At 47.6% G+C, this 26,464-nt stretch carries 24 protein-coding genes; 18 read left to right on the top strand and 6 right to left on the bottom strand.

Annotation, left to right across the window (positions count from 1 at the left end; genetic code table 11):
* Positions 1 to 126: 126 nt before the first annotated feature.
* Positions 127 to 462 carry a pyrimidine/purine nucleoside phosphorylase gene (locus C6W44_RS05215; protein ID WP_075101358.1) on the bottom strand — a complete coding sequence of 112 codons (336 nt, stop codon included), beginning with the start codon at positions 460 to 462 and terminating at the stop codon, positions 127 to 129.
* A gap of 608 nt (positions 463 to 1,070) precedes the next feature.
* On the opposite strand from C6W44_RS05215, the gene recN reads away from it, so the two are divergent.
* From recN to C6W44_RS05175, 8 genes are all read left to right on the top strand, one after another.
* Positions 1,071 to 2,750 carry a DNA repair protein RecN gene (gene recN / locus C6W44_RS05210; RefSeq protein ID WP_105244505.1) on the top strand — a complete coding sequence of 560 codons (1,680 nt, stop codon included), beginning with the start codon at positions 1,071 to 1,073 and terminating at the stop codon, positions 2,748 to 2,750.
* Between the two features lie 263 nt (positions 2,751 to 3,013).
* Positions 3,014 to 3,577, top strand: a complete 564-nt coding sequence (locus C6W44_RS05205; protein ID WP_105244504.1) for a YqgE/AlgH family protein — start codon at positions 3,014 to 3,016, stop codon at positions 3,575 to 3,577.
* An 82-nt stretch (positions 3,578 to 3,659) separates the two neighbouring features.
* Complete coding sequence (ruvX, locus tag C6W44_RS05200; RefSeq protein ID WP_227526364.1) at positions 3,660 to 4,223, top strand: Holliday junction resolvase RuvX; 564 nt, start codon at positions 3,660 to 3,662, stop codon at positions 4,221 to 4,223.
* A 113-nt stretch (positions 4,224 to 4,336) separates the two neighbouring features.
* Positions 4,337 to 4,840, top strand: coding sequence for a hypothetical protein (locus C6W44_RS05195; RefSeq protein WP_105244503.1), 504 nt, complete (start codon positions 4,337 to 4,339; stop codon positions 4,838 to 4,840).
* A 57-nt stretch (positions 4,841 to 4,897) separates the two neighbouring features.
* On the top strand, positions 4,898 to 5,224 hold the full coding sequence (tusA, locus tag C6W44_RS05190) for a sulfurtransferase TusA (protein ID WP_105244502.1): 327 nt from the start codon (positions 4,898 to 4,900) through the stop codon (positions 5,222 to 5,224).
* A gap of 29 nt (positions 5,225 to 5,253) precedes the next feature.
* Entirely contained in the window at positions 5,254 to 6,192 is a 939-nt protein-coding gene (xerD, locus tag C6W44_RS05185; protein WP_105244501.1) for a site-specific tyrosine recombinase XerD, read from the top strand.
* A gap of 58 nt (positions 6,193 to 6,250) precedes the next feature.
* A complete protein-coding gene (locus tag C6W44_RS05180) occupies positions 6,251 to 6,589 on the top strand; it encodes a DUF3817 domain-containing protein (protein WP_105244500.1) in 339 nt (112 codons plus the stop codon).
* A 202-nt stretch (positions 6,590 to 6,791) separates the two neighbouring features.
* Positions 6,792 to 7,412, top strand: a complete 621-nt coding sequence (locus C6W44_RS05175) for a class I SAM-dependent methyltransferase (protein ID WP_105244499.1) — start codon at positions 6,792 to 6,794, stop codon at positions 7,410 to 7,412.
* A 124-nt stretch (positions 7,413 to 7,536) separates the two neighbouring features.
* Here the strand turns inward: C6W44_RS05175 and lptG are convergent, their stop codons facing one another.
* Both lptG and C6W44_RS05165 read right to left on the bottom strand, forming a co-directional pair.
* The gene (lptG, locus tag C6W44_RS05170; protein ID WP_105244498.1) at positions 7,537 to 8,745 is read right to left on the bottom strand and encodes an LPS export ABC transporter permease LptG; all 1,209 of its coding nucleotides are present in this window, start codon (positions 8,743 to 8,745) and stop codon (positions 7,537 to 7,539) included.
* Positions 8,745 to 10,067, bottom strand: coding sequence for an LPS export ABC transporter permease LptF (locus C6W44_RS05165; RefSeq protein ID WP_105244497.1), 1,323 nt, complete (start codon positions 10,065 to 10,067; stop codon positions 8,745 to 8,747). The genes lptG and C6W44_RS05165 overlap by 1 nt, the downstream gene beginning before the upstream one ends.
* Before the next feature lie 787 nt (positions 10,068 to 10,854).
* Between C6W44_RS05165 and C6W44_RS05155 the strand changes: the two genes are divergently transcribed.
* The 3 genes from C6W44_RS05155 (at position 10,855) to sstT (ending at position 14,602) form a co-directional block, all read left to right on the top strand.
* Entirely contained in the window at positions 10,855 to 12,510 is a 1,656-nt protein-coding gene (locus C6W44_RS05155; RefSeq protein WP_105244495.1) for a leucyl aminopeptidase, read from the top strand.
* A 21-nt stretch (positions 12,511 to 12,531) separates the two neighbouring features.
* Positions 12,532 to 13,041 (top strand): DNA polymerase III subunit chi, encoded by a 510-nt coding sequence (locus C6W44_RS05150; protein ID WP_105244494.1) that lies wholly within the window; start codon positions 12,532 to 12,534, stop codon positions 13,039 to 13,041.
* Positions 13,042 to 13,399: 358 nt separating this feature from the next.
* Positions 13,400 to 14,602 carry a serine/threonine transporter SstT gene (gene sstT, locus C6W44_RS05145; protein ID WP_105244493.1) on the top strand — a complete coding sequence of 401 codons (1,203 nt, stop codon included), beginning with the start codon at positions 13,400 to 13,402 and terminating at the stop codon, positions 14,600 to 14,602.
* Between the two features lie 101 nt (positions 14,603 to 14,703).
* Here the strand turns inward: sstT and C6W44_RS05140 are convergent, their stop codons facing one another.
* Both C6W44_RS05140 and C6W44_RS05135 read right to left on the bottom strand, forming a co-directional pair.
* Positions 14,704 to 15,027, bottom strand: a complete 324-nt coding sequence (locus tag C6W44_RS05140) for a chaperone modulator CbpM (protein ID WP_105244492.1) — start codon at positions 15,025 to 15,027, stop codon at positions 14,704 to 14,706.
* A gap of 116 nt (positions 15,028 to 15,143) precedes the next feature.
* Complete coding sequence (locus C6W44_RS05135) at positions 15,144 to 16,181, bottom strand: DnaJ C-terminal domain-containing protein (protein ID WP_105244491.1); 1,038 nt, start codon at positions 16,179 to 16,181, stop codon at positions 15,144 to 15,146.
* 797 nt (positions 16,182 to 16,978) lie between these two features.
* On the opposite strand from C6W44_RS05135, the gene C6W44_RS05125 reads away from it, so the two are divergent.
* Positions 16,979 to 17,341 (top strand): septal ring lytic transglycosylase RlpA family protein, encoded by a 363-nt coding sequence (locus C6W44_RS05125; protein ID WP_105244489.1) that lies wholly within the window; start codon positions 16,979 to 16,981, stop codon positions 17,339 to 17,341.
* Between the two features lie 108 nt (positions 17,342 to 17,449).
* Here C6W44_RS05125 and C6W44_RS05120 read toward each other — a convergent pair whose 3' ends face one another.
* A complete protein-coding gene (locus C6W44_RS05120) occupies positions 17,450 to 19,480 on the bottom strand; it encodes an ATP-binding cassette domain-containing protein (protein WP_105244488.1) in 2,031 nt (676 codons plus the stop codon).
* Between the two features lie 507 nt (positions 19,481 to 19,987).
* Here C6W44_RS05120 and erpA point away from each other — a divergent pair.
* From erpA to C6W44_RS05090, 6 genes are all read left to right on the top strand, one after another.
* Entirely contained in the window at positions 19,988 to 20,368 is a 381-nt protein-coding gene (gene erpA / locus C6W44_RS05115) for an iron-sulfur cluster insertion protein ErpA (protein WP_105244487.1), read from the top strand.
* A gap of 332 nt (positions 20,369 to 20,700) precedes the next feature.
* Positions 20,701 to 22,287, top strand: coding sequence for a glutamate--cysteine ligase (gshA, locus tag C6W44_RS05110; RefSeq protein ID WP_105244486.1), 1,587 nt, complete (start codon positions 20,701 to 20,703; stop codon positions 22,285 to 22,287).
* Positions 22,288 to 22,335: 48 nt separating this feature from the next.
* Positions 22,336 to 22,854: a disulfide bond formation protein B gene (locus C6W44_RS05105; protein ID WP_105244485.1), complete on the top strand. Its 519-nt coding sequence runs from the start codon at positions 22,336 to 22,338 to the stop codon at positions 22,852 to 22,854.
* A gap of 458 nt (positions 22,855 to 23,312) precedes the next feature.
* Positions 23,313 to 23,867: a copper resistance protein NlpE N-terminal domain-containing protein gene (locus C6W44_RS05100; protein WP_227526363.1), complete on the top strand. Its 555-nt coding sequence runs from the start codon at positions 23,313 to 23,315 to the stop codon at positions 23,865 to 23,867.
* Between the two features lie 276 nt (positions 23,868 to 24,143).
* The gene (gene mpl, locus C6W44_RS05095) at positions 24,144 to 25,628 is read left to right on the top strand and encodes a UDP-N-acetylmuramate:L-alanyl-gamma-D-glutamyl-meso-diaminopimelate ligase (protein ID WP_105244483.1); all 1,485 of its coding nucleotides are present in this window, start codon (positions 24,144 to 24,146) and stop codon (positions 25,626 to 25,628) included.
* Positions 25,629 to 26,026: 398 nt separating this feature from the next.
* Entirely contained in the window at positions 26,027 to 26,281 is a 255-nt protein-coding gene (locus tag C6W44_RS05090; protein ID WP_105244482.1) for a GlsB/YeaQ/YmgE family stress response membrane protein, read from the top strand.
* Positions 26,282 to 26,464 lie beyond the last annotated feature (183 nt).

Below are 26,464 nucleotides of genomic sequence, written 5' to 3'. Positions count from 1 at the left end.
TTTTTATTTGGGGTGACGCTTGATGAGTACCTAATTTGGTTGATTTTGCTAAGAAGACTATATGTAGATTATCTAGCAAAATGCAGGTAGGCGCGGACTTGCGCCAATGGCTTAGTGTATGCGTCTTTAGCCTTCTAAATGACAGATATACTGTACGATCTCTTCGGTTCTGAGGTTAAAGCCGCTGTTGCCTTCGACCACAAATGACTGGCCTGCACGGTAGTAGCTAAACGCTTCCTCACCATTTATTTTGACCTCGCACTCCCCGCTGGTGATCTCGATACGCTCAGAAGTATTGGTACTAAAATGATAATGCTCCACCAAATTATCACAAGGTAAGATGATGCCTAGCGTCTTATGACGTCCATCCTCAAACATAATGGTATGGCTTGAGCAACGACCATCATAAGAGACCGTCGCATGAGCATTGACTGTTACATTGGTAAATTGCGCCGCTGTCATAGTGGCTTCCTTATCAAATAATTATGGTAAAACTAAAAAATAAGTACAGATGAAATGACTTTATGAATCAGCATTGCAAGCGGCCTAGCCTACTATATAAATGTGCTGTATTCGATCGCGTGACAGTCTTTGCCCAATCGCGGACACAGACTCGCACACATACTGACATCAGCCTTAATATCTGGTTGACAACTTAAGATGCCTACCCGCGTATGCCGACTATGGTATCGATGAGATATTACGATAAGATGACTTATCATTATCAGACGACAAGCATAAAACAAGCTAGCAAGCGTTTGTCATTATGTGAGATTATGCTACCACATTATATCTATAAAGTTTGTTACAGGGGTAAGGAAAATATTGCGGCAGGCGCAAGAGGTGCCACCGGTGGGCCGCTGACTTTATCCAAAGCGGGCTGCAGAGATTTATGTTATTGCGCGGCTTTATGATTTGTATTTAGCGGCGTTTGCCACCATAATATTTGCCAATCACTATAGTCTATTGAGTACCATAAACGAGCCATTTTATCGTTGTATTTATTCTATTTTAGCGATGACTTCATCTAAAGAATCGGTGAAACTCATTGTCTGTCATGAGAGGCGTTGATGCTAGTATCACTCACTTTACATCAGTTTGCATTGATCGCTCAGCATGAGCTGAGTATGGCGGAAGGCTTTAACGTCATCACCGGCGAGACAGGTGCCGGTAAGTCGCTGCTGCTTGATGCGCTGTCGTTGTGTGCAGGTGAGCGAGCCGACAGCGCCATGATCAGACATGGGGCGGCACATGCCGATATCTATGCTCAGTTTGATGTGGCAAACAATGCACTTGTCGCAGAGTGGTTTGCTGAGCATGATCGCGCCTTAGATGAGCCAGATGTGTTGATTCGTCGCCAGCTTAGCCAAACAGGGCGCTCAAAGGCTTGGTTAAATGGTACGCCTGTCAGCTTAGCTGAGCTAAAGAGCCTCGGTACACTGTTGGTCAATATTCATAGCCAGCACGCCCAGCAAGCACTACTAAAGCCGCAGTTTGTGGTGCAGTGGTTGGATGCCATGGCACAAACCACCACACTGGCTGCGCAAACCGCGAGCAGCTATCAACACTATCAGCAGCTAAAACGCCGCGCTGATGAGATTGCCAGCCGCGAAGCGCTGCGCCATGACCGTATCCAGCTGTTACAAAGCCAGCTGGCAGACATCGAGCCGCTCCTCGCTGTTGATTATACCGACATCGAAGCTGAGCACGAAGAGCTGTCTAATATTGAAGCTTTGATGATGGAAGCCAGTCATGGCCTGCATCTGCTCGACAACGATACCGATGAGCCAGACGTCATGACCCTGCTTGGACAAGCGATCAAGCTGTGTGATAATCAACTGGGCGTCAGTCAGACGTTTGAGCAAGCCTCAGAGCAGCTACATCTGGCTCAGCAGCAAATCACCGAAGTCATAGGATTACTATCAGACTATGCCGAACAACAACTGCCCGACCCTGAGCGCTTGCAAACCTTAGATAGTCTCATCAGCCTCGGTCATCGCCTCTCGCGCAAGCACGCCTTACCCGCTATTGATTTGATTGAGGAAGCCAACCACTGGCAAGCGCAATTAGAACAATTAGAAAACGAACCAAGTAGTGATGCCATGGCCGCGCAAATCGAGCAAGCGTGGCAGCAATATCTGCTGCTGGCCACCAAACTCCAAAAAGCACGCGAAAAAGCCGCACCACATATCAGCAAACAACTGGTCCAGCAGCTGCAGCCACTAGCGCTACCCAATGCGCGCTGTGAGTTTGTCTTTACCAAAAAACCCGACCCAAGCCAATATAATGCGCAAGGTTGTCATGATATCGATTTGTTGTTTAGCGCCAATGTCGGTATGCCCATGCAGCCGCTGCATAAAATCGCTTCAGGTGGGGAGCTGTCGCGGATGGCACTGGTGATGCAAGTGCTACAAGCCACCAATGCGGACAATGATGCCGCCAAGCCTATGTTGGTCTTTGACGAGGTCGATGTCGGTATCAGTGGCGGCACCGCGCAGGTGGTCGGTGAGCTCCTGCGTAAACTGGGGCAGACTCAGCAGATACTGGCCATCACGCACCAAGCACAGGTCGCCGCGCAAGCGCACCAACATATCTTGGTACAAAAACATCATGACGAGCAAACCGAAAGTGAGCTGGTCATCTTGACAGATAGCGCGCAAGTCGATGAGCTGGCACGCATGTCGGGCGGCGTGACCATCACGGAGGTCACTCGTGATCATGCTCGTAGCTTACTAACGGATGTCAAATAAGGCGTTTGCTATCCTGCACAGTGCCCTCTCTGCTCTGCATAGGGGGGGATATCGTTAGTCTATTTTAAAACAGCGAGCGCATGGCTAAAAAACCATTGAGAGCGAGATTACTAAAAACAAACCGCTGCTAAATATTTGCTTTGGTTGATTTTTTTGGTCATCATCGCCATATAACCTTCTCTTGCCGGTGTGGTTGTGTTTTTAATGTAGTAATGTCTTTATCTTTTTATTGTTGATTTTATTATTAGGTTGCAGTTGCTTCTATGTCTAAAGCCAATTTGACCCATCATTTCTTAATCGCGGCACCAGAGCTGTCAGACCCACGGTTTGAGCAGGCGCTGATTTATATCTGTCGTCACGATGCGCATGGCGCGCTTGGTCTGATGGTCAATCGTCCCTTAGAGCAGTCGCGCGTGGGCAAGCTATTAGAGGATCTGAGCATCGAAGTGACCGACCCACAAGTGATGGAAGACGTGGCCTTAGAAGGCGGGCCGATGTATCCTGAGGTCGGTTTTGTGCTGCATACTGGCCAGCCGGAGTGGGCATCGTCGTTTGCTATTTCAGAGAATGTCTGTATCACCACCAGCCAAGATATCCTCAAGCGTATCGCCGCAGGCCAAGGCGTTGGTCACTATCATCTGTGCTTGGGGCATGCCAGCTGGGGCAAAGACCAGTTAGAGCGTGAGCTTGCAAGTGGTGACTGGCTGGTGTGTCCAGCGGATCTTAACTTGTTGTTTGATACCCCGTTTGCGGAGCGCTGGCAGATCGCTGCTGATAAAATTGGCGTAAATTTCGACTACTTAAGCAGCGATATCGGCCATGCTTAATAGCATATGCTCTATGAATTGTGCTCTATGAATACAGATAAAAAAATAAATGATAGCCGTCACTATGGTGGATAGTACTTTTATGATGCATAGCAAACAAGCTGCAGATCATGATTTTGATATAAATAGCATTAACAGTAATGAGTCTAACATCAACGGTCTTAGCGACTCTGAGCCAGAAATAAAGCCGCATCTTATTTTGGCGCTAGATTATGGTGTCAAAAAAATGGGCATGGCGCTCGGTAATAGCTTGACCCAAACCGCACGCGCTTTTGACATCTTGGCGATGAATAATGGTCAGCCAGACTGGGACAACCTCATCGGTATTATCAAAGTCTGGGGCGTGGCAAAGGTGGTGGTCGGCTTACCACTCAATATGGACGGTAGCAGCTCCATGCTCTCTAAACGGGCGCACAAATTTGCGCGGCGGCTGGCGCATAGAGTCATGGAGCAGCGCCTACCAGTGACTGTGACGCTGTGTGATGAGCGTCTGACATCGGTAGCAGCGCGCGAAATCGCGTGGGAGAATGGCTGGATCCAAAACGAGCGCGACCCGATTGATGATATCTCTGCGTGTATTTTGATGTCGACGTATTTTACCGATCCAAATAGCAGCTTGGCTATCGATGCAATCAAGCCTGACTAGGGCGTGTCCTCAAGCAGTGACGCGCAGGTAGTCGCGCACAAACGGACGGCTAGTATTTAACGCTTAGGTATTGCCACGTCCATCCTATAAACCAATATATACGACTGATGATTATGACCACCGCTTTAAACCAACCTGTATCTAATAAGTCGCGACATGGTTTTGCGCCGCTTGCTATCGCTCGTATCAAGGGCGCACAGCGAGCCAACCAGCTGGCGATTTATCTGATTTATGCGGCCATTTTTGCTTTTGTGGTCTTTGGTACCATCGCTAGTATCAAGGCCTTTCATGACAGTCAGCTGCTTTATCAGTTATTTTATAACCTGCCTTATGCTTTGGTGGCGCTGACCATTCCTGTCAGCCTTTATGATGCCTTTATTATTTATCGTTATCGCCTAAACCAAGCATCAATGGTAATCATGACCATCGGCGTCTCAAGCATCGTTCTACTCGGCGGTTTGTTATTTGCTGATACGGCTTGGCTAGGATTATCCTGCTGGGTGGGAGTGGCATTTTTGTTTAAAGTCAGTTTCAAGCGCTTTTTTAACTTCTTAGACGTGGCAAATACTGACAAAGAGACAGCAGCCGTAGACGATCTAGACAGTACACCTCAGTAAGCGATTAAACAGACGATCCATTCTTTAACCTACCTACTTAGCTTTACGATAATGACTATGACCACTTCAATACCAAATACTGACATTGACCATCACCTAGATACGCAAGGGCTGATCTGTCCTGAGCCTGTGATGATGCTGCACCGAGTCATCCGAAAAGCAGATAGCGGTGAGGTGATTGAGATACTGGCCACTGACCCTGCTACCATCCGCGACATTCCAAATTTCTGTCGTCATCTGGGTCATGAGCTGATGACTCAAGAAACACTGGCAGAAAACATCAACCTAGACGCTGATCCCGATGAAATCACTATTGATGGCGATGATGATGACCCCAAAAGCGCGACGCTGTATCGTTATGTGGTGAAGAAAAAAAGTGGTTAACTTATATCTGACCTATATCCGAGCATCCTATGAGCCGTGACCGTGCCGTACAACAGCGCCAACCCAAAGCATTGGCTGTCGATGATGAACCGTCTTATATGACTGAGTTTCGTCAAGCCATGCTAGCACGTGGTTTGGCGACGCGTACCCGTAATGCTTATGTGCGCGACTTGCGTTCTTGTGAGTTGACCAACCCACTCGCCCTGACCCGCTGGCAGCCTGATGATGTGCTGCACTGCCTTTCGCTGCTTGCCCAAGATGGTAAAACCCCACGCACCCAAGCGCGTATGCTCTCAAGTCTGCGTCAGTTCTATTTATGGATGATCGCGAGCAATCTGCGCGAAGACAATCCCTGCGAGCGTATCAAAAGCCCAAAGCTTGGTCGCCCATTGCCAAAGGATTTGAGCGAAGCTGATGTCGACAATCTACTGGCCGCCCCTGACACCAGCACCGCGCTTGGCCTACGGGACAAGGCCATGTTAGAGGTGCTCTATGCCTGCGGCCTGCGCGTCAGTGAGCTGATTAATTTATCGCTTGAGCAAGTCAATCTAAACTCAGGCTGGTTGCAAATCACAGGTAAAGGCAATAAGACCCGACTGGTGCCCCTTGGTGAATATGCAAGCGATGCGCTAGAGGACTATCTTTCTTACGGACGTGGCGAGCTGATTGCACATCTCAAGTCAGGCAATTGCCAAGCAGTGTTTTTGACGGCGCAAGGCGGCTATATGACGCGGCAGAACTTTTGGTATTTGCTCAAAAAACATGCCAAAGTCGCCTGCATCGACAAAGAATTGTCACCGCATACCCTGCGTCACGCTTTTGCGACCCATTTGCTCAATCATGGTGCCGATCTTCGCAGCGTGCAGTTATTGCTTGGGCATAGTGATTTGTCCACCACGCAGATTTATACGCATGTGGCGACAGCGAGACTGCAAAAATTGCATGCCGAACATCATCCACGAGGCTAATATTGAACGGTCAACATAAAAACTGACTATTTATTGAAGATTGTAAGAGGAATATAACGTGTCGCAAGCTCAGCCATCTTTGCAGCCTACGCTCACCAAAGGGCAGCATGCTGCCCTCAAAAACTTGACCATAACGGGTTATTTAGAAGGCACGTCTTTTTTATTATTGCTTGGTATCGCTATGCCACTAAAATATATGCTCGGCATTTCTGAGGCGGTGACATATGTCGGTATGGCACATGGCGCACTATTTATCACTTATATCCTGATGCTGCTGCTCACAGCCAGCAAAATAAGGCTGCCGCTATGGGCCATGCCTGCTGGCGTGCTCGGCTCATTTTTACCATTTGGCCCGTTTGTGTTTGATTACTTTTTAAAAAAGCGTTTGCGAAAGTAAAATTAAAAAACTTTATGACTCAAACCTATACTTATGTGGTGAAAGCGAGATTGTAGATTTGATATGCAGAGCACAATCTGAGATAGAGGCGGCAAAGTATAGAATCTGCTCTATCAATCCCTAGCTGCAAACTGACCCTTTTCTCGCTACAATACCTACCATAGCTTATTAACCTTTTACCTATCTATTATTTGAGAATCCCATGAGCCACCCTACAAACCATCGTCCCCCTGCCGACCTGCTAAAAAACGCCGAACACTGGCGCGAAGACATTCATTTTCAGCAAGATGTGCTGGGTAAGCCGTTTGATTTTGCGACCACGTGGGGTATTTTTTCACCACAAAAGCTCGATGACGGTAGCCTAATGCTACTCGATTATGTGGATTTTCGGGCGGATGATGATTCGATCGATTTAGGCTGCGGCTATGGCGTGCTCGGCATGACGGCAGCGCGTGAGTGCCCGAACGGTCAGCATACACTTATTGATAAAGACTTTATGGCGGTAGAATATGCGCGCCGTAACTGCGTGCAAAACGGTCTAAAAAATGTCGATGTACATTTATCAAACGGCTTCAATCATGTGGCAGCGGACAAAGACTTTAGCCTTGTGATGTCAAACTTGCCAGCGAAAGTCGGCAAAGAGCAGCACTATCTATACTTCCTCGATGCCTATGCGCGTATGCGTCAAGGTGGGCGGTTTTATGTGGTGACCATCAATGGTTTGCGCCAGTTTATGAAGCGCTCGTTTACCGAAGTATTTGGTAATAGCGAAAAGGTCAAACAGGGCAAAACCTATACCATTACTATGGCGACCAAAGAATAAGCTTCAGTAACTTAAAAGCTGCACAAACAAAAATCCCGCCAACACATCAGCATGTTAGCGGGATTTTTGTTTTTTATTCTCTTGCTTAGGGCATTAAAGATGGCATACCACCTACCACATTGTCTTACATCTGGCGTTTTATCAAATAACCACCCAATAGCGCACTACCGATAATCGGTAATAACACCATCAGCATGGGCGAAAATCCTGTAGCAAGCGATATAAATCCGACCAAGTCCTGAATATAGCTAAATAGCAAACCAAACAGTAGCGCGACGACGATACGCAGACCCAAGCTGTGCGTACGCAGCGAGCCAAAAACAAATGAGCAAGCAACGATCACCAGCGATAAAATCGATAGCGGCGACAGCAGCTTTTGCCAAAATGCCAGCTCATGCTCTAAAGAGCGATTGCCCTGCCCTCGCATAAACTGACGATGCTCATATAGTTGCGTCAGAGACAAATCCTCTGCCTTACGCGTCAGTAGATACACCGACTCTGGGGCAAATGGCAAACTGAGCGTATCGGAGGCGAAGACGGCTTGACTACTCTCAAAGCCTTGGTTGATACTAAGCGTGGTCATGTCATTGAGTTGCCACTCGTAACGATACTGTCCGCTCGGCGTGCCGCTGCTGCTATCTAGAGCTTGCCGGCCGACATATTGCCCATCTTTGGCATGAATAGCGGTTTGCAAGTTGCCATCATTGTCCAAATGCCAGCGCTTCACCTCACCGATGTTGCCTTGTACGTCGGCATAATCGATATATAAAATATCGCTGCCAGCAGGCTTTGTACTGCCATCTTGTGCATTTTCAAAGCGTGGCTGCACCGTCCAGTAGCCGCGTACCGAGGTCACAAGCGAGCGGCTGTCTTCATCATTGATTTCCTTTGCCAACTGATTGGAATGTGGCAAGACAAACTGATTGATCGCTAAGGCAAGCAGCACAAAAATCAGAGCGGGTTGTAGCACCCAACCGACGATGCGATAGATACTGACGCCAGCGGCACGCATGACGACCAGCTCGCTTTTGTTGGCCAGCAGCCCCAAACCTACGACCGCCCCAAGTAGCGCCCCTGTCGGAATAAATTGCTCTAAAAAGTAAGGGGAGCGATAAAAGATATACTTAATCGCCTCACTCATCGTATAGCTATCATCGAGCGAATCAAGCTCGGATAAGTAAGAAAAAATAAGCTGCAAGGCCCATAGACCGACAACGGCCCCGATGATAGCAAGCAACGCATTGCGTCTGACATAGCGGCCGAGCACTTTTAGTTGACCGGGTTTTTGGGCCAGTGGCTCGGCGCTTGGGGTTTTGGCAAATAAGGAGCGCATTACGATTGCCCTCCTGACGTGCTGTCATTTGGATTGGCGCGACTGTCGGCCACTGTTTGCGGCTGCTGAGGTTGGCGAAAGCGCAGGCGATGCTGCACGCGGCTGCCCCAGTTCATATACAGCGCCAACGCCATAAACCCTAAGATTAGCCACGCATACGCCCACACGCTGACGCTGCCTTTACTCACCGCATTTTTGAGCGAAATGATACCCAGTGCACAGCTGACAAACAATAAAATCGCGGGAAACAAACGCAACCAGCGACCTTGACGGGGACGCACTTGTGCCAGCGGTACCGCCAGCATCGGCGCGATAATCATCAGCCAAGGCAGCGCAAAACGATAACCGAGCTCACCTTGCGCAGCGCGCTTGGCCTCGACCGTGCTCACTTGTGTACTGCCGCTACCGGTTGCCGCTTGCCACAACGGCCCGATGGCTTGGGTTTCGATATTGTCTTCGGTGACGACGTCTTTGGCAGACTCAGTCAAGCTGATACGGTAGCGATCAAAGCCTACTTGATTGTACTTTAGACTCCCTGCGCCGACTTCGTATCGTCGTCCTTGAAACAAATCCAATTGCGTCACGCCGCGGCTCCCTGTATCGACCTGCTCGGCACGTTTGGCTAAGGTAATGGTGTCTTTGCTGATATCATGATTGACGAGTGTCTCTGGCAGCTCTGGAATATCCAACTGTTCAGCGGTTTTGGGGTCGATGCGATTATCGACAGAGACCGCGGCGCTTTGATCACGCTCATTTTTTGCTGTATTGGCCGCCGCGTTTCTGGGCTGACTGCCTTTTTCTGGTTTTTCTGATTGGATCAGTATCACATCTTGCAGCTGCTTTTTGTCCTCGCTCAGACTGCCGACATACAGATGATAATTACCACTACTGATAAACTCTTTTGGGCGAATCAAATCAAAGGCACTGGTCAAGGCTTGCTGTTGCCACACCGCCTCAGATGAGCGCACCCCCCACGGCTTACCAACGATAGACAACGCCGCCTCGCCGACAAACAGCGCGAGGATAAATGGCGTCATCAAGCGTGCCAGCTTACCACGCGACACACCGCTGGCATTGATGACTGCCATTTCTTGATCGACATATAGACGGCCGAATACCAGCATCAGCGCAATAAAAAACGCCAATGGCAAGATAAGCTCTAAAAAGTACGGTAGATTGTAGCCGATAATGGTAAATAACAAACTGATGTCTAAACGACCTTCAGCAGCTATCCCAAAGTAACGAATCAAGCGCCCACCGAGCATCATTACCACTAAAAACCCCAACACCAAAGCGGTGGTCGAGGCAACTTGTTGGGTCATGTAGCGGCGTAATATCACAATAGGGACTCTTAAACAGTTGGTATGCGCGTGCTGTATGATAGAGCGCTGGCTCAGGCGTGGCGCTTATTTGGCTATTATAATGGCTTTTTTTGGGCGGCAGGTTTGTACCGCTCGCCGATAGTTAACGGATAATAACAACTAACAGTAGTATCGTTAGCGATACTACACAAATATAAGCCTTGAATATAACCGTTAATGCTAGCATGTTTTGGCAAAAAATGGCTGTGAAAAATGTGCTAAAACATTACCTAACCCTTGCTAATATTGAAGCGGCGGTTTATGCAGCATTTGCTCTTAAGATCGCGCAGCAAACATATACGAAAACATTACTTAACCGATGCCGACAGCACGCTGATTACCTGATATGCTACACTACAACAAGCGCCCAACCTTCCAACGCTTTGACTGAACCAATGGCTTAATCTTGGATTTTATCGTTGGTTTGAGCATAGCGATGATATCGGCTGGGCAAGATGACTCTATGTTTTTATCACCTTATCACCTCGAACCATACACATAATCTCAGGCAGCGTCTGGCAGTCATTTGTCATGCGGCTATTGCACTGAGTCTGTGCAACATTAAGCTTACGAAAAATTAAGCTGGTGATAAACGGCCGCTTGGCTCGGTGATAATTGATTTAACTGATTTAGCAGCTTAGCTATTTAGCAACCTAGTTGTTTAATAATCAAATTGTTTAACAATCTGATTGTTTCGTACCCCGATTAAAAGGCGGCATCTATTGACCATTCAAATAAGGATAACTATATGAATATCAAATTAACTCAGCAGCTCCCCAAAACCCATACCCAAAAAATCCTCAAAAAAGAAGCGAAGAGTAAAGACGCGGCTTGTTTGGTGGTGTTGGTGGATGACAAAAAAAATCTCTTCGCTGAGTCTGCGCTAGCTGACTATAGCGCTCGTATTGAGCAATTGATGGAAGTGTCACACTTTAGTGGTAAAACCTGCGAAACCGTTGCTGATTTGGCATTGGCCGGTGACAAAAAAACCACCAAGCAAAACCCAGTTCAGTTATTGTTGGTCGGTGTTGGTAATATCGACAAGCTCAACCACAATGCCCTACAAAAAATCGCCAAAACCATCTATAACAATACGCAAAAACGCGTCGCCTCTATCACGGTCGCGCTCGGCGATGATCTAGAAGAAAACCACTTTGGCCAATTTGCGCTAAATCTACTAGCGGCCAGCTATCGTTTTGATAAATACAAGTCTGAGCAAACCACACCGGTACTTACAGATGTGTATTTGTTGGCCGATGCAGCATTGCAGCCAGCGCTAGACTTCGCGCAAGCGGTGTTCGCCGGTCAAAGCTTGACTCGTGACGTCGCCAATGAGCCAGGCAATATCTGCTTTCCAGCGTATATGGCAGAACAAGCCCAAGCGCTTGCAAAGACCTATCCTGACCTCCTAAAAGTGACGGTGCTGGGCGAAGATGAGATGTCGGCGCTTGGCATGAACTGCTTTTTAGCGGTGGCTAGAGGCTCTAGCAAAGAAGGCAAATTGGTACTACTCGAGTATCGCGGCAAGTCTAACTTTAGTGCCAAAGCAGGCGCGACTGATACTTACACAGCCGGCAATAGCAGTGCAAAAGTCACCGGTGGTCTAAAAGCGTTGGCTGATAAGCTACCCACCAAACTGCCTAGCAAAAAATCAGACAAAAACACTGATAGCAGCCATGACGATGCGCCTATCGTGTTGGTCGGTAAAGGCGTGACCTTTGACTCAGGTGGTATCTCTATCAAGCCAGGCGCGGCCATGGATGAGATGAAGTTCGATATGGGCGGCTCAGCGTCTGTATTGGGTACCATCAAAGCGCTGTGCGAAGCGCGTCTACCAATTAATGTCGTAGGGGCACTCGCTTGTGCAGAAAACATGCCATCAGGTGAGGCCACGCGTCCTGGTGATATCGTCAAAGCCATGAACGGCAAATCGGTTGAAATCTTAAACACCGATGCTGAAGGTCGTTTGGTGTTGGCCGATACCTTATGCTACGTCCAGCGCTACCAGCCAAAAGCCATCATCGATGTGGCGACGTTGACGGGCGCTTGCGTGGTGGCCTTAGGGCATGTACGCTCAGCGGTCTTTAGTAATGATGAAGATGTGTTGTTTGAATTAGAAAACGCCAGCTACTCATCAGGTGACCTCATCTGGCACATGCCATTAGATGACGACTATCAGGCGCAGCTTGACTCACCCATCGCCGATATGCAAAACATCGGTGGTAAAGGCGCAGGTGCTGTGACTGCAGCTTGCTTCTTATCACGCTTCGTCGAAGAAGGTCAGCCATGGGCGCACCTAGACATCGCAGGCACCGCATGGAACTCAGGCAAAGATAAAGCGGCAACCGGTCGCCCTGTGCCTTTATTTATGCAGTACTTAAAAAACAGCGCAAACAACGCTTAATGCAGTGATGACGACCAATTTATGAACGTAAGTTTTTATGTATTAAGCGAGCGTAAAGCCCAAGAAATCTTGGGCTTTATTTGTCAGCTGACCCAAACGGCGCTCAATAAAAGCAGCCAATCGCTACTGATTTTGTCTCAAGATGAGGCATTCCTCAGCTCGCTTGATGAAGCGCTATGGACGCACGACGCGACCAGCTTTATCCCGCACCAGCGCCTTTTGGGCCGCGATCCTCACTCCATAGAACCTGATACGATGGAGTCTGATGCCGCAAAGCCTGATACCTCCGATATCGATGAGGCAGTATCAGCGCCCGTCATGCTTGGCAGTTATATGCCAGCGGACTTCTCGGGTATCGTTCTCAATACTACATTGCAGCCTGTCAGCGATTTTATAGCCGCGACCAGTCCTGCCAAACCCACTCGAATACTTGAGCTGATAAAACCTGATGCCAAAAGTATGCAAGAGGGCCGTCATAAATATAAGCATTATAAACAGCTCGGCTACGAGCTGACGCACTATACGGTGTAGCTTATACAGTGGATTTGTTCTACAGACGACACAACGCTACTGCTATACATGTTACTTGCGGGCTGTCTGCTGGTTTGTTTTCCAGCTTTGCTATCTTAACTTTGTCATCTTAACTTTGTTTCATTAGCTTTATTTTATCAGTCGCCTCGCTCATTTTCCCCCGCGCGCCTGCCTTTCCTTTATTTTACCTACCCTTTTTATGGTTTTTACAGCGTGGTTGGTTGCCGTCTGATTTGCCGCGTCCAGTATGACTGGTATGACTGGTATGCGAATATCTGAAAAAATGCTACCATCCCCCGATTGTTTTTCTATTTTTATGATTCATTTACTTCTGACTGACTAACTCGAGGGTGTACAAATGCGTTCATTGATTGCGATGTACCAGCGTATAGGGCTGGTACCGCTCATTATTATCGGTTTAATATTAGGGGTGCTAATAGGCTGGCTAGCACCAAGCGTTGGTATCGCCTTAGGATTGTTGGGGACGCTATTTGTCGGTGCGCTAAAAGCAGTCGCGCCGATATTGGTCTTTGTGCTGGTGATGGCGGCGATTAGTCAGCATCGTAGTGGTAACGAAGTGTATGTCAAACCAGTGCTCATCATGTATATGTTTGGCACATTTTTGGCAGCATTGACCGCTGTCGGCGCCAGTTTTTTATTCCCAACTGAGCTGGTACTCGTCAACGCAACTGTCGAGCAAGTACCACCGGCCAACCTCAAAGAAGTATTGACCAACTTGCTGATGAATCTGGTGGCAAACCCTGTCAATGCCATCGCTGAGGCCAACTATATTGGTATCTTGGCTTGGGCGATTATCATCGGTTTTGCACTGCGTCAAGCCAGCGATACCGCGCGTACTGTCGTCGGCGACTTTGCCAATGCCATCTCACAAGTGGTGAAATGGGTCATCGCTCTCGCGCCTTTTGGTATTTTAGGTTTGGTTGCCAATACAGTCGCTGAGACAGGCTTTGCATCATTGGCAGGTTATGCTCGTATTTTGATGGTATTGGTCGGTTGTATGCTATTTATCGCTTTAGTCGCCAACCCTATTATCGTCTTACTCAAAACCGGCAAAAACCCTTACCCTCTGGTATTTACTTGCCTGCGTGAGTCAGGGATTACAGCATTCTTTACGCGTAGTTCGGCGGCCAACATCCCTGTAAACATGAACCTTGCACGCAAACTGGGCCTACACGAAGACACTTACTCTGTCACCATTCCACTTGGTGCAACTATCAATATGGCAGGGGCGGCGATTACCATCAACGTCTTGACGCTGGCGGCAGCGCATACGCTCGGTATCGAGGTGAGCTTTGCCTCTGCGCTCTTATTGAGTTTGGTCGCGACCATTAGTGCTTGCGGCGCCTCTGGGGTCGCTGGTGGGTCGTTATTGCTGATTCCTCTGGCTGCAAGCCTCTTTAGTATCCCCAATGACATTGCCATGCAAGTGGTTGCCATCGGCTTTATCATCGGTGTGATTCAAGACTCGGCCGAGACCGCGCTCAACTCGTCAACTGACGTCTTGTTTACTGCGGCAGCCGATCCTAAATACGCGCGTTAAGCCGGCGCAATCCGTATCTGTACATCACACACTGTAAAATGAAAGGCCTCAATGATCGCAATGAGGCCTTTTTTATGAGCGGTGCTTTATCAATGGTTTTGTTACTTTAGATACTCGGTATCCACTTCAATGATTGGCGTCTGTCCTTCTAGCTGACGTTTGAGCTGACGCAGCTGCTCGACTTCTTCTAATAGCTCCAGTATCAGGCCGATCGCTGGCACACTGGCATCAAAGTCACGGCTCAGACGAGAGGCGCGGCGCACCGTGGTGAGCTGATAGCCGGTAAACTGCTCACGCTCTGGCACGTCGTACTCGATGATGTTTTCTTCCATCAGCTCGATGACCCATTGACGCTCTTGACCACAGGCAGATACCAGCTCATCCAAGCTCATGATAATATCGGTAAATTCAGGCGAGTGTTTCATTATTATTATCCTCTTTTGGTTGCTATCCTTATTTGTGCTTTATGTCATCGTGATCGTTTTCATCTCTCCCCGTTATCGCTTTTCGCTGGTCTCTGTCGATAGCAGCGCGGCAGCTATCAGCGATTAATACTGGTATCAGCAAAGGCTTGCTTTAGCTGCTCATAGGCTTTTGTCACAGCCTCTCTATTGCTATCAGTGATATCAGGGTTGACGATATTGAGAGTTAAGTATAAGTCGCCCGCTTGTTTGGCAGGGATGCCCTTACCTTTTAGACGTAAATTGCTGCCAGATTTACTGTTTTTGGGGATGGTCACGCCAAGGGTGCCAGCGGGCGTACTGACGTTGATTTTGCCACCCAATGCCGCTTCCCATGGCGCGATATTTACTGTCTGATAGACATCAGCGCCCTCGATACGGATATTGGGGTCGTGGCGGATTTTCACCTTTAAAAACAAATCACCGTTTTTGCCGCCACCTATGCCAGCTGAGCCTTGACCTGCTAGGCGGATTTGCTTGCCATCAGTGATGCCTTTTGGGATTTTAATCTTAAGGGTTTTATTTTCATAATCCACGCTGCCATCGGGCTGGCGTACCGGCACGTTTAGTTTGATACTATAGTCGTCACCGCTATAGACTGAGGCCAAGTCCACCGCAATCTCGGCGTGCTGATCTTGGCCTTTATTATCCTGCGCGCCAAAGCCACCCCCAAACTGCTCGAAGCCGCTACCTTGCGTGCGGCCTCCTGCCTGTCCACCAGCTGAGCCACGCGCGCCGCGACCAAATGCCGAAAATATATCATCAAAGCGAAAGCCGCCATCGCCAAAGGCTTGTCCATCACCAAACTGATCTTTGATATCCTCCCAGCGAAAACCACCTTGTCCGCCTGCCGACTGACCACCAAACCCGCCAAAGCCACCAGCGCCGCCTTGACCGGCAAAGGGGTTGTCTAGCATAGCATCATATTGCGCACGCTTGTCTTTATCTCTAAGCGTTTCATAAGCGTTGTTGATTTCAGCAATTTTATTATCCGCGTTTGGGTCGTCGCTCACATCGGGGTGATACTGACGAACCAGTTTACGGTATTTTTTTTTGATATCAGCGTCTGAGGCGTCTTTTTTGACCCCCAAAATGTCGTAGTAGTTTTTTTCTGCCATATTATTTTTCCTTATCGCATTTATTATTAACGATTTACTTAATACATAATATAGGGATGATGCGGCAATATTTCATTTCTTACCATAGCATAGCCACATCATGGCTGGGCAAAATTTACACTTGTCCACTTTATCTATACCAATTCATATCATCGATCCGCTATAAAATAAGTACAGGGCGACTGGGCGTAATTTTGCTTGCTCTCTTATTTGGCTTGTTTATTACCTTTATTAGTTTAGTTATTCGGGCAATGAGTCATTTAATGGAGAATAGCTCATCTCTGTTAATAAACAAAACGAGCAGAATATACTTTTTATTACAAAATATTAATATTTCAGCAATAATTTTTACAGTACTATCGATACTGCTTGGTTGCCACTATCCTGCGGCGACCCGCTGGCTTAGCCCTTATTTTTTAACGCTCCGGCTGATATCTCTTTATTATGATCGCTACCCTCTTATATAACCCAAAAAAAACCACTACCTATATCATTACCAGCCAAACGTCTAACTATCTACTTATTTACTTACCTGAACAAACCCCGCTCAGCGCAGACGTGATATCTAGCAATGCTTTCAAGGTATTTAATAAAGAACATTATCTAACTGATTTTGTTAAAAAAAAGCAGTGATTTTTTATGAATGCGGATATTTGAACTGGGGCGTTTTTTAACAGATCCGTAAGGATACGACAATTTATGTGCTATAAAATGAATATAACTTTGATACTCACAGGGAGTATCGATGATATAGGCAAGGTTATCTGTCTATTTTATAAACTTTATAAAGGTATTGAATGTCGTATTTAATCAAGTCTTTGGTTATCACCTTGTCACTGCTACTAAGTACCAGCGTTTTTGCAGGTAACACCAGTTATTATGGTAGCAAGTTTCACGGAAAGCGTACTGCCAGTGGCAGTATTTTTAATATGAATGCCTTGACCGCTGCGCATCGTACGCTGCCCTTCGGTACTAAGGTACAAGTGACCAATCAAAAGACAAAGCAAAGCGTGATCGTCAAAATCACGGATAGAGGGCCTTTTATACGAGGCCGTATTTTAGATTTGTCGAAAGCTGCTGCTAGTCAAATCGATTGCCAGCTCTGTACGACCACAATGAAAGTATTGTCTTATGGTGATGGTAAATACCGTAAGGAATAATGTTGCAAAAAACGATGTAAAAAAAGGGAGGGCTGATACCCTCCCTTTTTTATGTTTGATTACTTACGACGAAAATCGCTTAACAGCCAAATCTCATATAACTTGCTACTAAAATTCCGCTTCCATTTCTTCTAGCGTCGTCATCGATAGCAGCAATTTTTCTTCGTTATCGCTGTGCTGCTGCTGTAGCGCGGTTTGCTCATTCAGTAAGACCAGTAAGTCCGCCTTACGGCTTTCTTCGTACAACTCGGTATCAGCCAGCTTTTCCTCAAGCGTTGCAAGCTGCCCTTCAATCTTGGCAAGTGCTTTTTCTGTCTCTTCTATCTCGCGGCGAACCGGTGCAGTGCGCTTACGCTGTTCAGCGGCTAATTTGCGTTGTTCTTCTTTACTAAGCGCTGGGGTCGCAGTGTTACTTTTTGATGAATTATCAGGTGCTGTATTGCTCACTTGATTGGTCACTTGGCTATTGCCTGTTTCACGTGAAACGAATTTTTTGCTCTCTTTTTTACTTTTCTTCTTGCTGGTACTTTTGTCTTGTGAATTTTCTTGCTTACGCTTTTCTGCCAGCCATTTGCCGTAGTCACTGATGTCACCATCGAACGCATCGATTTTCCCGTCATGCACCAAATATAGCTCATCACAGACATTGGCAATCAACTCACGATCATGCGAGACCAGCACCACCGCTCCCTTAAAGCCTTGTAAGGCCAGGGTCAGCGCCTGACGCATTTGCAAGTCCAAATGGTTGGTCGGCTCATCGAGGACCAACACGTTTGGACGCTGCCAGACAATCAAAGCCAGCGTCAGACGAGCGCGCTCGCCACCAGAGAACAGCTCACTTGGCGTATCGATACGATCACCACGAAAATCAAAGCTACCGAGAAACGAACGCAAATCGGCGTCTGATGTCTTACCAGCTAGGCGGCGAAGCATTTCTATCGGCGTGGCTTTGGCATCCAAGATATCCATTTGATGCTGGTTAAAGTAGCCAAGTTTTAAGGTATCGGACACGCGGTAAGTGCCTGACAAAATTTTCAGCTCGCCGACCAAGGCTTTAATCAAGGTCGACTTACCGGCGCCATTCATACCCAGTAGCCCAAGACGCGTATCAGGCGTGACCTGCACATTGGCGTTACGAAGCAAAGGCGTATCGCTATAGCCAATATCGGCGTGCGTCATCTCAATCAGCGGCGAGCTCATATTGGCTGGCTCATAAAAGCGAAAAGAGAATGGGTTGTCCGCCATCATCGGCGACAGCTCTGCCATACGCTCAAGCTGCTTGATACGGCTTTGTGCCTGTTTCGCTTTACTGGCTTTGGCACGGAAACGACGAATAAAGTCATCCAAGTGGGCGCGGGTCGCTTGCTGTTTTTCAAACGCTTGCTGTTGCTGCGCCATACGCTCGTGACGGGTACGGATAAACTGCTGATAATTACCGGTATAAAGGGTGATTTTTTGTTGTTCGACGTGCAAGATATGACCGACGGTAGCATCCAAAAACGCTTGGTCATGCGAGATGACGATGACCAGTCCGGTATAAGCATTGATCCAAGTCTCAAGCCAGAGAATGGCGTCTAAGTCTAAATGGTTGGTCGGCTCATCGAGCAGCATCAAATCAGCACGGCTCATCAAGGTTTTGGCGAGGTTTAAGCGCATGCGCCAGCCACCCGAAAACCCTGAGACAGGCAGCTCGTGCTGACTGGTGTTAAACCCAAGGCCTGCCATGATTTGTGCCGCTTTGGTCGGTGTACGGTAGCCATCGATTTCATCGAACTGCTGATGCAACGCCCCAATTTGCTCATCACTGACAGCGCTTAAATCACTGAGCGCGGCATTAATCTCGTACCACTGCTCATCACCGCTCAACACGTAATCAATCGCCGTCTGATCACTGGCTCCGACCTCCTGCGCCATGTGCGCCACCTGCCAACTATCAGGGATACTCACCTCGCCTTTGTCCAGCGTGACCTCGGCGTCCCCCGTACCCATCTGCGTAAGCAGTAGCGCAAACAAGGTAGATTTGCCGGTGCCATTATTGCCCGTTAGGCCGACTTTATGACCCGGATGGAGCTGAAAGCTTGCCCCTGCAAACAACTCTCGACCATCACGGCGTACGCTTACGTCTTTAAATTCGATCATATAATCTCTTCATCTCAACAATAATATAAAACTCAAGGCAATAAAAAACACACGTCTGGCATGTTTACTGGCGGCTATTATTTCAAACGCCTCACCGATAGGCAAACGATTAAATCACTATTTTAAAAGCAAATCTTGATTGCTATGATGGCTATCATCGCTAAACGTGGTCGGTAAACATAGTCGCCTCGGTGAGGCCGTACGGCAGCATCGCGAAGGCAGTTTTGTTTATTAATAACGCATAACTAAGCGTCACTCTTGACAAACGAATCAACACCCCCATTATGATATACTGCGATACCATAAGTGCCCGTGGCCGAGCATGTATTTAGCGCGTGAGTGATGACACTTGTATTATATTGATAACGAGGATTGATAACGCGCGCATCGCTTTGCCATAATGACAGCATTCCATTGAATCAAACGCCGTGCGTATCTTTTTTTGCATGACTGTGCTTGCAAACCCAAACAGGACGACAGCCTTTGATCCTAGTAACTGAGGTAGATATGAACGAATCAGCCAATCAATTTAACCCAAGCGCCGCCCAGCCTGTAGACCCAACGGTTTTAAACCTAACGGACAGCGCCGCTCAAAAAGTGCGCCGCCTGCGCGAAGAAGAAGGCGATGACACCTTGATGCTGCGCGTCTATGTCACCGGTGGCGGCTGCTCAGGATTTTCTTATGGCTTTAATTTTGCCAATGACCTAAATGAAGACGACGCCAATTTTGATAATGGCGATGTGACCTTAGTCGTCGACTCGATGAGCTATCAATACCTGCAAGGCTCTACCGTTGACTACACCGAGGGCTTAGAGGGGGCGCGTTTTATCGTGACCAACCCCAACGCCACCACGACGTGTGGCTGCGGCTCGTCATTCTCTATCTAAATGACGCTTTTTTGCGGTTTGAAAACGACGGTTCAAGCGCCTATGGATAAGGCTTCTATCTTATCTATAGGTGCTTTTTCGTCTCGTGCCTGCCCATTCGCTAAATGGGCAGTAAACCAGACTGCTTTTTTCTGTGATTTGTGTGTCAATTTTTTTAGTAAAACCAGTCAAAACCGCCTTGGATAAAGCTTATCGTATTTGTAATTGTCCGTGGTTTTCAGGACTGCTTTAAGCTAAACTGACCAAATTCTTCATCCTTATATTTACCTCTTTTATGGTCAAACGCCCGTCGTGTTTTGGTCTGCCATAATCAATAACAATAGATGCCTATTATGAGTAATTTTGTGAGTAGCTTTGTGAACTTTGAAATCCCCAATTGGTTTGACCATCAGCATCTGACCGAGATGCTCCGCGGTATCGAAAAAGAAGGCTTGCGTGTTAAACCTGATGGTTTTTTGGCACAAACCCCGCATCCAGCCAAACTGGGTTCCAAACTTACTCATCCGTTTATTACCACAGATTACTCAGAAAGTCTGCTTGAGCTGATCACTGACCCAAAAACCTCTCCCAAAGAAACCTTAAACATGCTGCGCCAGCTGCATTTGCTGGTCTATCAAGGTATGCCTGAGGGTGAGCTGATGTGGCCGTTATCCATGCCGTGTATGCTGTCATCAAACGATGAAGATATTCCGCTGGCCGACTATGGCAGCTCTAATACGGGCAAGTTAAAAACACTGTATCGCAGCGGGCTTGGTATCCGCTATGGTCGCCGTATGCAGACCATCGCAGGCTTGCATTATAATTTGTCGTTTGGTGATGATTTGTTTGCGGCTTGGCAAGAAAAGACGCCAGCGGCGCAAAATCTGACGCTGACGGAGTTTAAAAACGATAAGTATCTTGGACTGATCCGTAATTTTAAGCGCCTAACCAGCTTGGTGCTGTATCTATTGGGAGCCAGCCCCAGCGTTTGTCCGTGTTTTTTAGCGGGGCGCGAGCATGACCTAGAGCGCCTCAATGACTCGACCTACTACAGACCTACCGCCACTAGCCTACGGATGGGCAAACTTGGCTATACCAACAGCGTACAAGAGCAGCTCGACATCCGCTACAACAACTTGCCTGAGTATATCAAAGGACTGCGCCGCGCGATTCAGACGCCGCATGAGAGCTTTAAAAAACTGGGTTTGGATGATGCGGACGGCAATCCTATTCAGATTAACAATCATATTTTGCAAATAGAAAACGAGTACTATAGTCCTATCCGCCCCAAACAAATCGCCATGAGCGGTGAGACGCCAACCGAGGCACTAGAGCGCCGTGGTATCGCCTATGTCGAGTTTCGCGCCATCGATCTCGACCCGTATAGCGATGTCGGTATCCGTCTCTCTAGCGCTTGTTTTCTAGAAGTCATGGCGCTGTACTGTCTGCTAAATGACTCGCCTGACTTGCTCCCTGAGGAAGAAGAAGCGCTGGCAATCAACCTTGAGCGCGTGGTAAACGAAGGTCGCCGCGAGGGCTTGCACATCATCAATAACGGCGAAGAGCAATCGCTTGAGAGCTGGATGCTTATGCATTTAGATCGTATGCAGCCACTTGCCGAGCTATTTGACGCGCACTATGGTGGTAATGACTACCGAGCAGCCGTGGCCTTGATGCAAGGCAAAGCCAGTCATCCAGAATCGACGATTTCGGCGCAAGTCAATGCCGATAGCAAACGCTTGGGTAGCTTATGGCAACTTGGATTTACCTTGGCAGAGCAGCATCGTGACGCGTTGTTGCAGCAGACCTTGAGCCCCAACACCCAAGCCAAATATGAGGTATTGGCAGAAAAGTCTATTTTGCAACAAGCAGAGATTGAGTCTGCCGAAACAGAAGACTTTATGGACTTTTTACAACAATACCGCCAGCAACCAACTTAACCACTGGTTTGACACCTTAGACAACGACCTAATAAGAGTGACTGTCCCATGCTACCGCTGACCACTTACCACAATCTACAAGTATTTTTGGTCGTTATGGCCGTGATAGGTATGAGCTTTGCGCTGTTCTTTTTGCAGCGCTATATGGGGTTTACCCCTTGCCCGCTTTGTATTTTTCAGCGTATCGGGCTGATTGTGATGGGCGTGTTTGCCCTGATGGCGGCTTTATTTCGCCCCAAATCTATGGCGGTGCGTCTGGTATTATGGCTAGGTAGTTTGGTGGGTATCGGCTGGTCGACTGTGGTTGCAGGCCGTCACGTCTGGCTACAGCACCTACCTGCCGATCAAGTGCCTTCTTGTGGTCCGGGGCTAGACTACTGGCTAGACACCTTACCTATTTTGCAGGTGTTTAAAGAAGTTTTTGCAGGCTCTGGTGAGTGCGCCGCTATCGACTGGACGTTTATGGGACTGAGTATCCCTGAGCAGTCTTTGATTTTGTTTAGTCTATTGCTGGTCGTCCACGGTTTGGTGTTGTGGCGTATCGTACGTCCTATCGCCTCTAAATAGTCCTCTTTATCCCCATATTATCCCCATGCCATACCGATACGCCTATCGGTATGGCATGATTTTATAAAATAACCAATAACAAAAACGCTACAAAGGTATTCTAAACCTTTGATATCTTGTCACAGCTTATTCTATTTGCTGATAAGCAGACCTGCGTGACATACGCCGCTTTATAGAATTGCCAAGCGATTGAACGCTGTTTATCTACCTCAAAACCAACGATGAGTCACATGATAATCGCCTCATAAAAATCATAGTTTTTGATGGTTTGTTTGGTTTTTTCATTACTTCTCGATTTTGACAATACCCTGAACTTGCCGATATGATAGGCAGTCTTTTCAGATGTTGTTTAAAAAACTGTTTTTGGTGTGACCATGATATACCGTGCGCCTAGTTGCTCTTTTATTGTATCGATGATCAGACGCTTTCATCGTCTGCTCTTAGGTATACCGCTTTGCATGTTAGTGGTTGGTTGCGATAGCGCCTCTTCTAATACCAACAAAGAAGTGAGTACTAAGGTTGCGCCGGTCAATAACGCTGCAGACAGCAGCTCATCTACCGTCGATCTGGCAGACAGCCTATCTAAATCTAAGGCTGATGCCGACGAGCTCGACGCCGTAGAAGGTCGCTCACTGATCATGGCAGCGCAATCAACTGCCGATAGCAGCATTGACAATGTAGATAGAGATGGGGGCACCGCCGATTATGGCTCGCTACAAGCCACGCTAATAGGCGACTACGGCGGTATGGTGCCCTGCTCTTTTTGTGACAGTATCGATATCACCCTAAACCTATTTGCCGATGGCTCCGTCCTAAAAACCAGTCTGTATAATAACCCTTCCCAGCCCAAAGTCCCGACGATTGAGTCTGGCATTTATCGTCAAGATAATGACCTCATTACCATCGTTTATGAGCAAGAAAACATAGAGACCTACCGTATTCAAGACAAGCATCTGATATTGATGGACAATGACAAACAGCTCGATGACGATTATGTTTTATCGCGTAAATAGCGTATCCATTTGTTGCTGACTCATGCCTGTTATGATAAAGCCTCAATACTGCGCCTACCCATTAGGTGTTTTTTATTGGTCATCGAACGACGTTTACTTTACAATGAATCCCACTCTTGGGCACCAAACGTTTGCACATCCAACCTTGCAGACGAACTCTAATCAGCAAGTCTAGCCAGCAAGGTTCAGCCAGTCAGTTTGCCCCGATAGATCTTATGTCTTTGGGTCTACCAGCTTGAGAGTCCACCTTTTTACTTCAGCACGTACGGAACGTCTATGCATATTCATATCCTTGGCATTTGTGGTACTTTTATGGGGTCGCTGGCATTGCTGGCGCGGGCGCTTGGGCACAAGGTTACCGGCTCAGATGCCAATGTCTATCCGCCGATGTCGACCCAGCTGCAAAATGCCGGCGTCGTCATCGAAGAAGGATACCTGATCGAGCATTTACAGCCCGCGCCAGACTTAGTGGTGGTAGGCAATGCCATGAAACGCGGTATGGATGTCATCGAGTACCTGCTAAACGAAGGACTGCGCTACACCTCAGGTCCGCAGTTTTTGTCTGAGCAAGTATTGCAGTCGCGTCACGTCATCGCGGTAGCTGGTACGCACGGCAAGACCACGACCACGACGATGCTCGCTTGGATACTGCACTATGCTGGTATCGATGCAGGGTTTTTGATCGGCGGGGTGCCACTGGTCGATACGCCTGATACGCACTTGCAGCAAGTGTTTGCCCACAGCAGCTATCTTGGTGCAGACAAACTTGCAGCGAATAAAGACAGTGAGGATAAAAACGGCGGCTATTTTGTCATCGAAGCCGATGAGTATGACTCTGCATTCTTTGATAAGCGCTCTAAGTTCGTCCATTATCGTCCGCGTACGGCTATCTTAAACAACCTTGAGTTTGATCATGCCGATATCTTTGCCGATCTCAATGCGATTCAAACGCAGTTCCATCATATGGTGCGCATGATTCCTAGTACGGGTAAAATCATCATGCCTACCGCCACAGCCAGCCTAGAGGACACCTTGGCAAAAGGCGTCTGGACGCCCGTCTGGCGCACCGCGATTGATGATACAAATATCACTGCCTCAGACAGCGCCACGGATGGTAGTGACTGGCATGCTAAGCTATTAACCGCTGACGGTAGTCGTTTTCAGCTCAGCTATCCTGCCGATAACGCAGCAGCGATTGTAGAGTGGTCGATGAGCGGTATGCATAATGTCAACAATGCCCTCGTCGCAGTCGCCGCCGCCTACGATGTGGGCGTGAGTGTAGAGACCGCGTGTGCTGCTCTATCAGACTTTGCAGGTATCAAGCGCCGTATGGAACTGATTGGTAATGTCGATGATATCTTGGTTTTCGATGACTTTGCCCATCATCCAACTGCGATCACCACTACCTTAGACGGTGCCAAAAAGAAGCTGGCGGACCGACGCATTTGGGCCATCATCGAGCCGCGTAGCAACACCATGAAGATGGGCATTCATCAAGACAGCCTTGCACAGTCAGCGGCGCTAGCCGACGATACGCTCTGGTATGAGCCGTCTGGGCTGGAGTGGGGGCTTAAAGAAGTTATTGATACCGCGATGGCCGAGGATAGTACCATCGGTCATCAGCAAGTACTTTGTAGTATTGAGGGTATTATTGAGCATCTCTGTGCGTATGCGCAGTCAGGTGATGCCATCGTCATTATGTCTAATGGCGGCTTTGAAGGAATTCATCAGCGACTACTCACCGCCCTGCGCAAGCGATAGGCGCAGCACACAAGTCAAATTGATACCAGTAGCGCGTTTAAACGTATATCACCGTTTTATTGTCAATTGGCTATATCTGATTTATTGTATTTAACACTGTTATAAGCCGCCTATCCCATATCCAAAGCGCCGTTTATGGATGATAAACGGCGCTTTTTTTGTCTGATGTCTATCATTTTTTACTTCAGCACATATTTTTGCCACCCGTTAGCGACTTTACTACCTTTGTAACCTTCCGTTTACCTATTTCATCTGCTTGATAGCAAACAGCGGTTTTTCCTCACATAGCCCATACACAGATAACATTTTGTGCTTACTCTTCAATCCTTAGAATGACTACAATAAATTCATCAAAGCACATCACGCAATTATAAATGATAAAAAATTAGGAGAATAATATGAGCTTTATTTGGATGATTATCGTCGGTTTAGTCGCAGGGTTATTGGCACGTGCTATCAAGCCAGGTAGCGATCCCATGGGCTGGATTATGACGATTGTATTAGGTATCGTCGGGGCGATGCTCGGTGGCTTTATTGCAGGGCTTATCGGTATCGATGCCGACGGCGGCTTTACAGGTCTTATCTTCTCTGTCATTGGTGCCATCATCTTACTGTTCTTGTATGAGATGATCGTCAGTAAGCGCCGCGTATAAGAAACGCATCTTAGCTAACTTGGTACAGATAACTTGATAAAACTGCATTGATAAAAAAGATAGTTTTGAACAAAATCAATCAAGCAAAACTCATCGAGCAAAAATATGTATCTTACCCAAAAGCCTTGCGATTAGCAGGGCTTTTGTATGTACCGGCATAAATTCTAACGCCCGCGAACATAA

It is taken from the genome of Psychrobacter sp. Marseille-P5312, from assembly GCF_900291405.1.
Lineage (GTDB): Bacteria > Pseudomonadota > Gammaproteobacteria > Pseudomonadales > Moraxellaceae > Psychrobacter > Psychrobacter celer.
The sequence above is the reverse complement of the archived record's forward strand: the minus strand, read 5'-3'. Positions and strand labels throughout refer to the sequence as shown.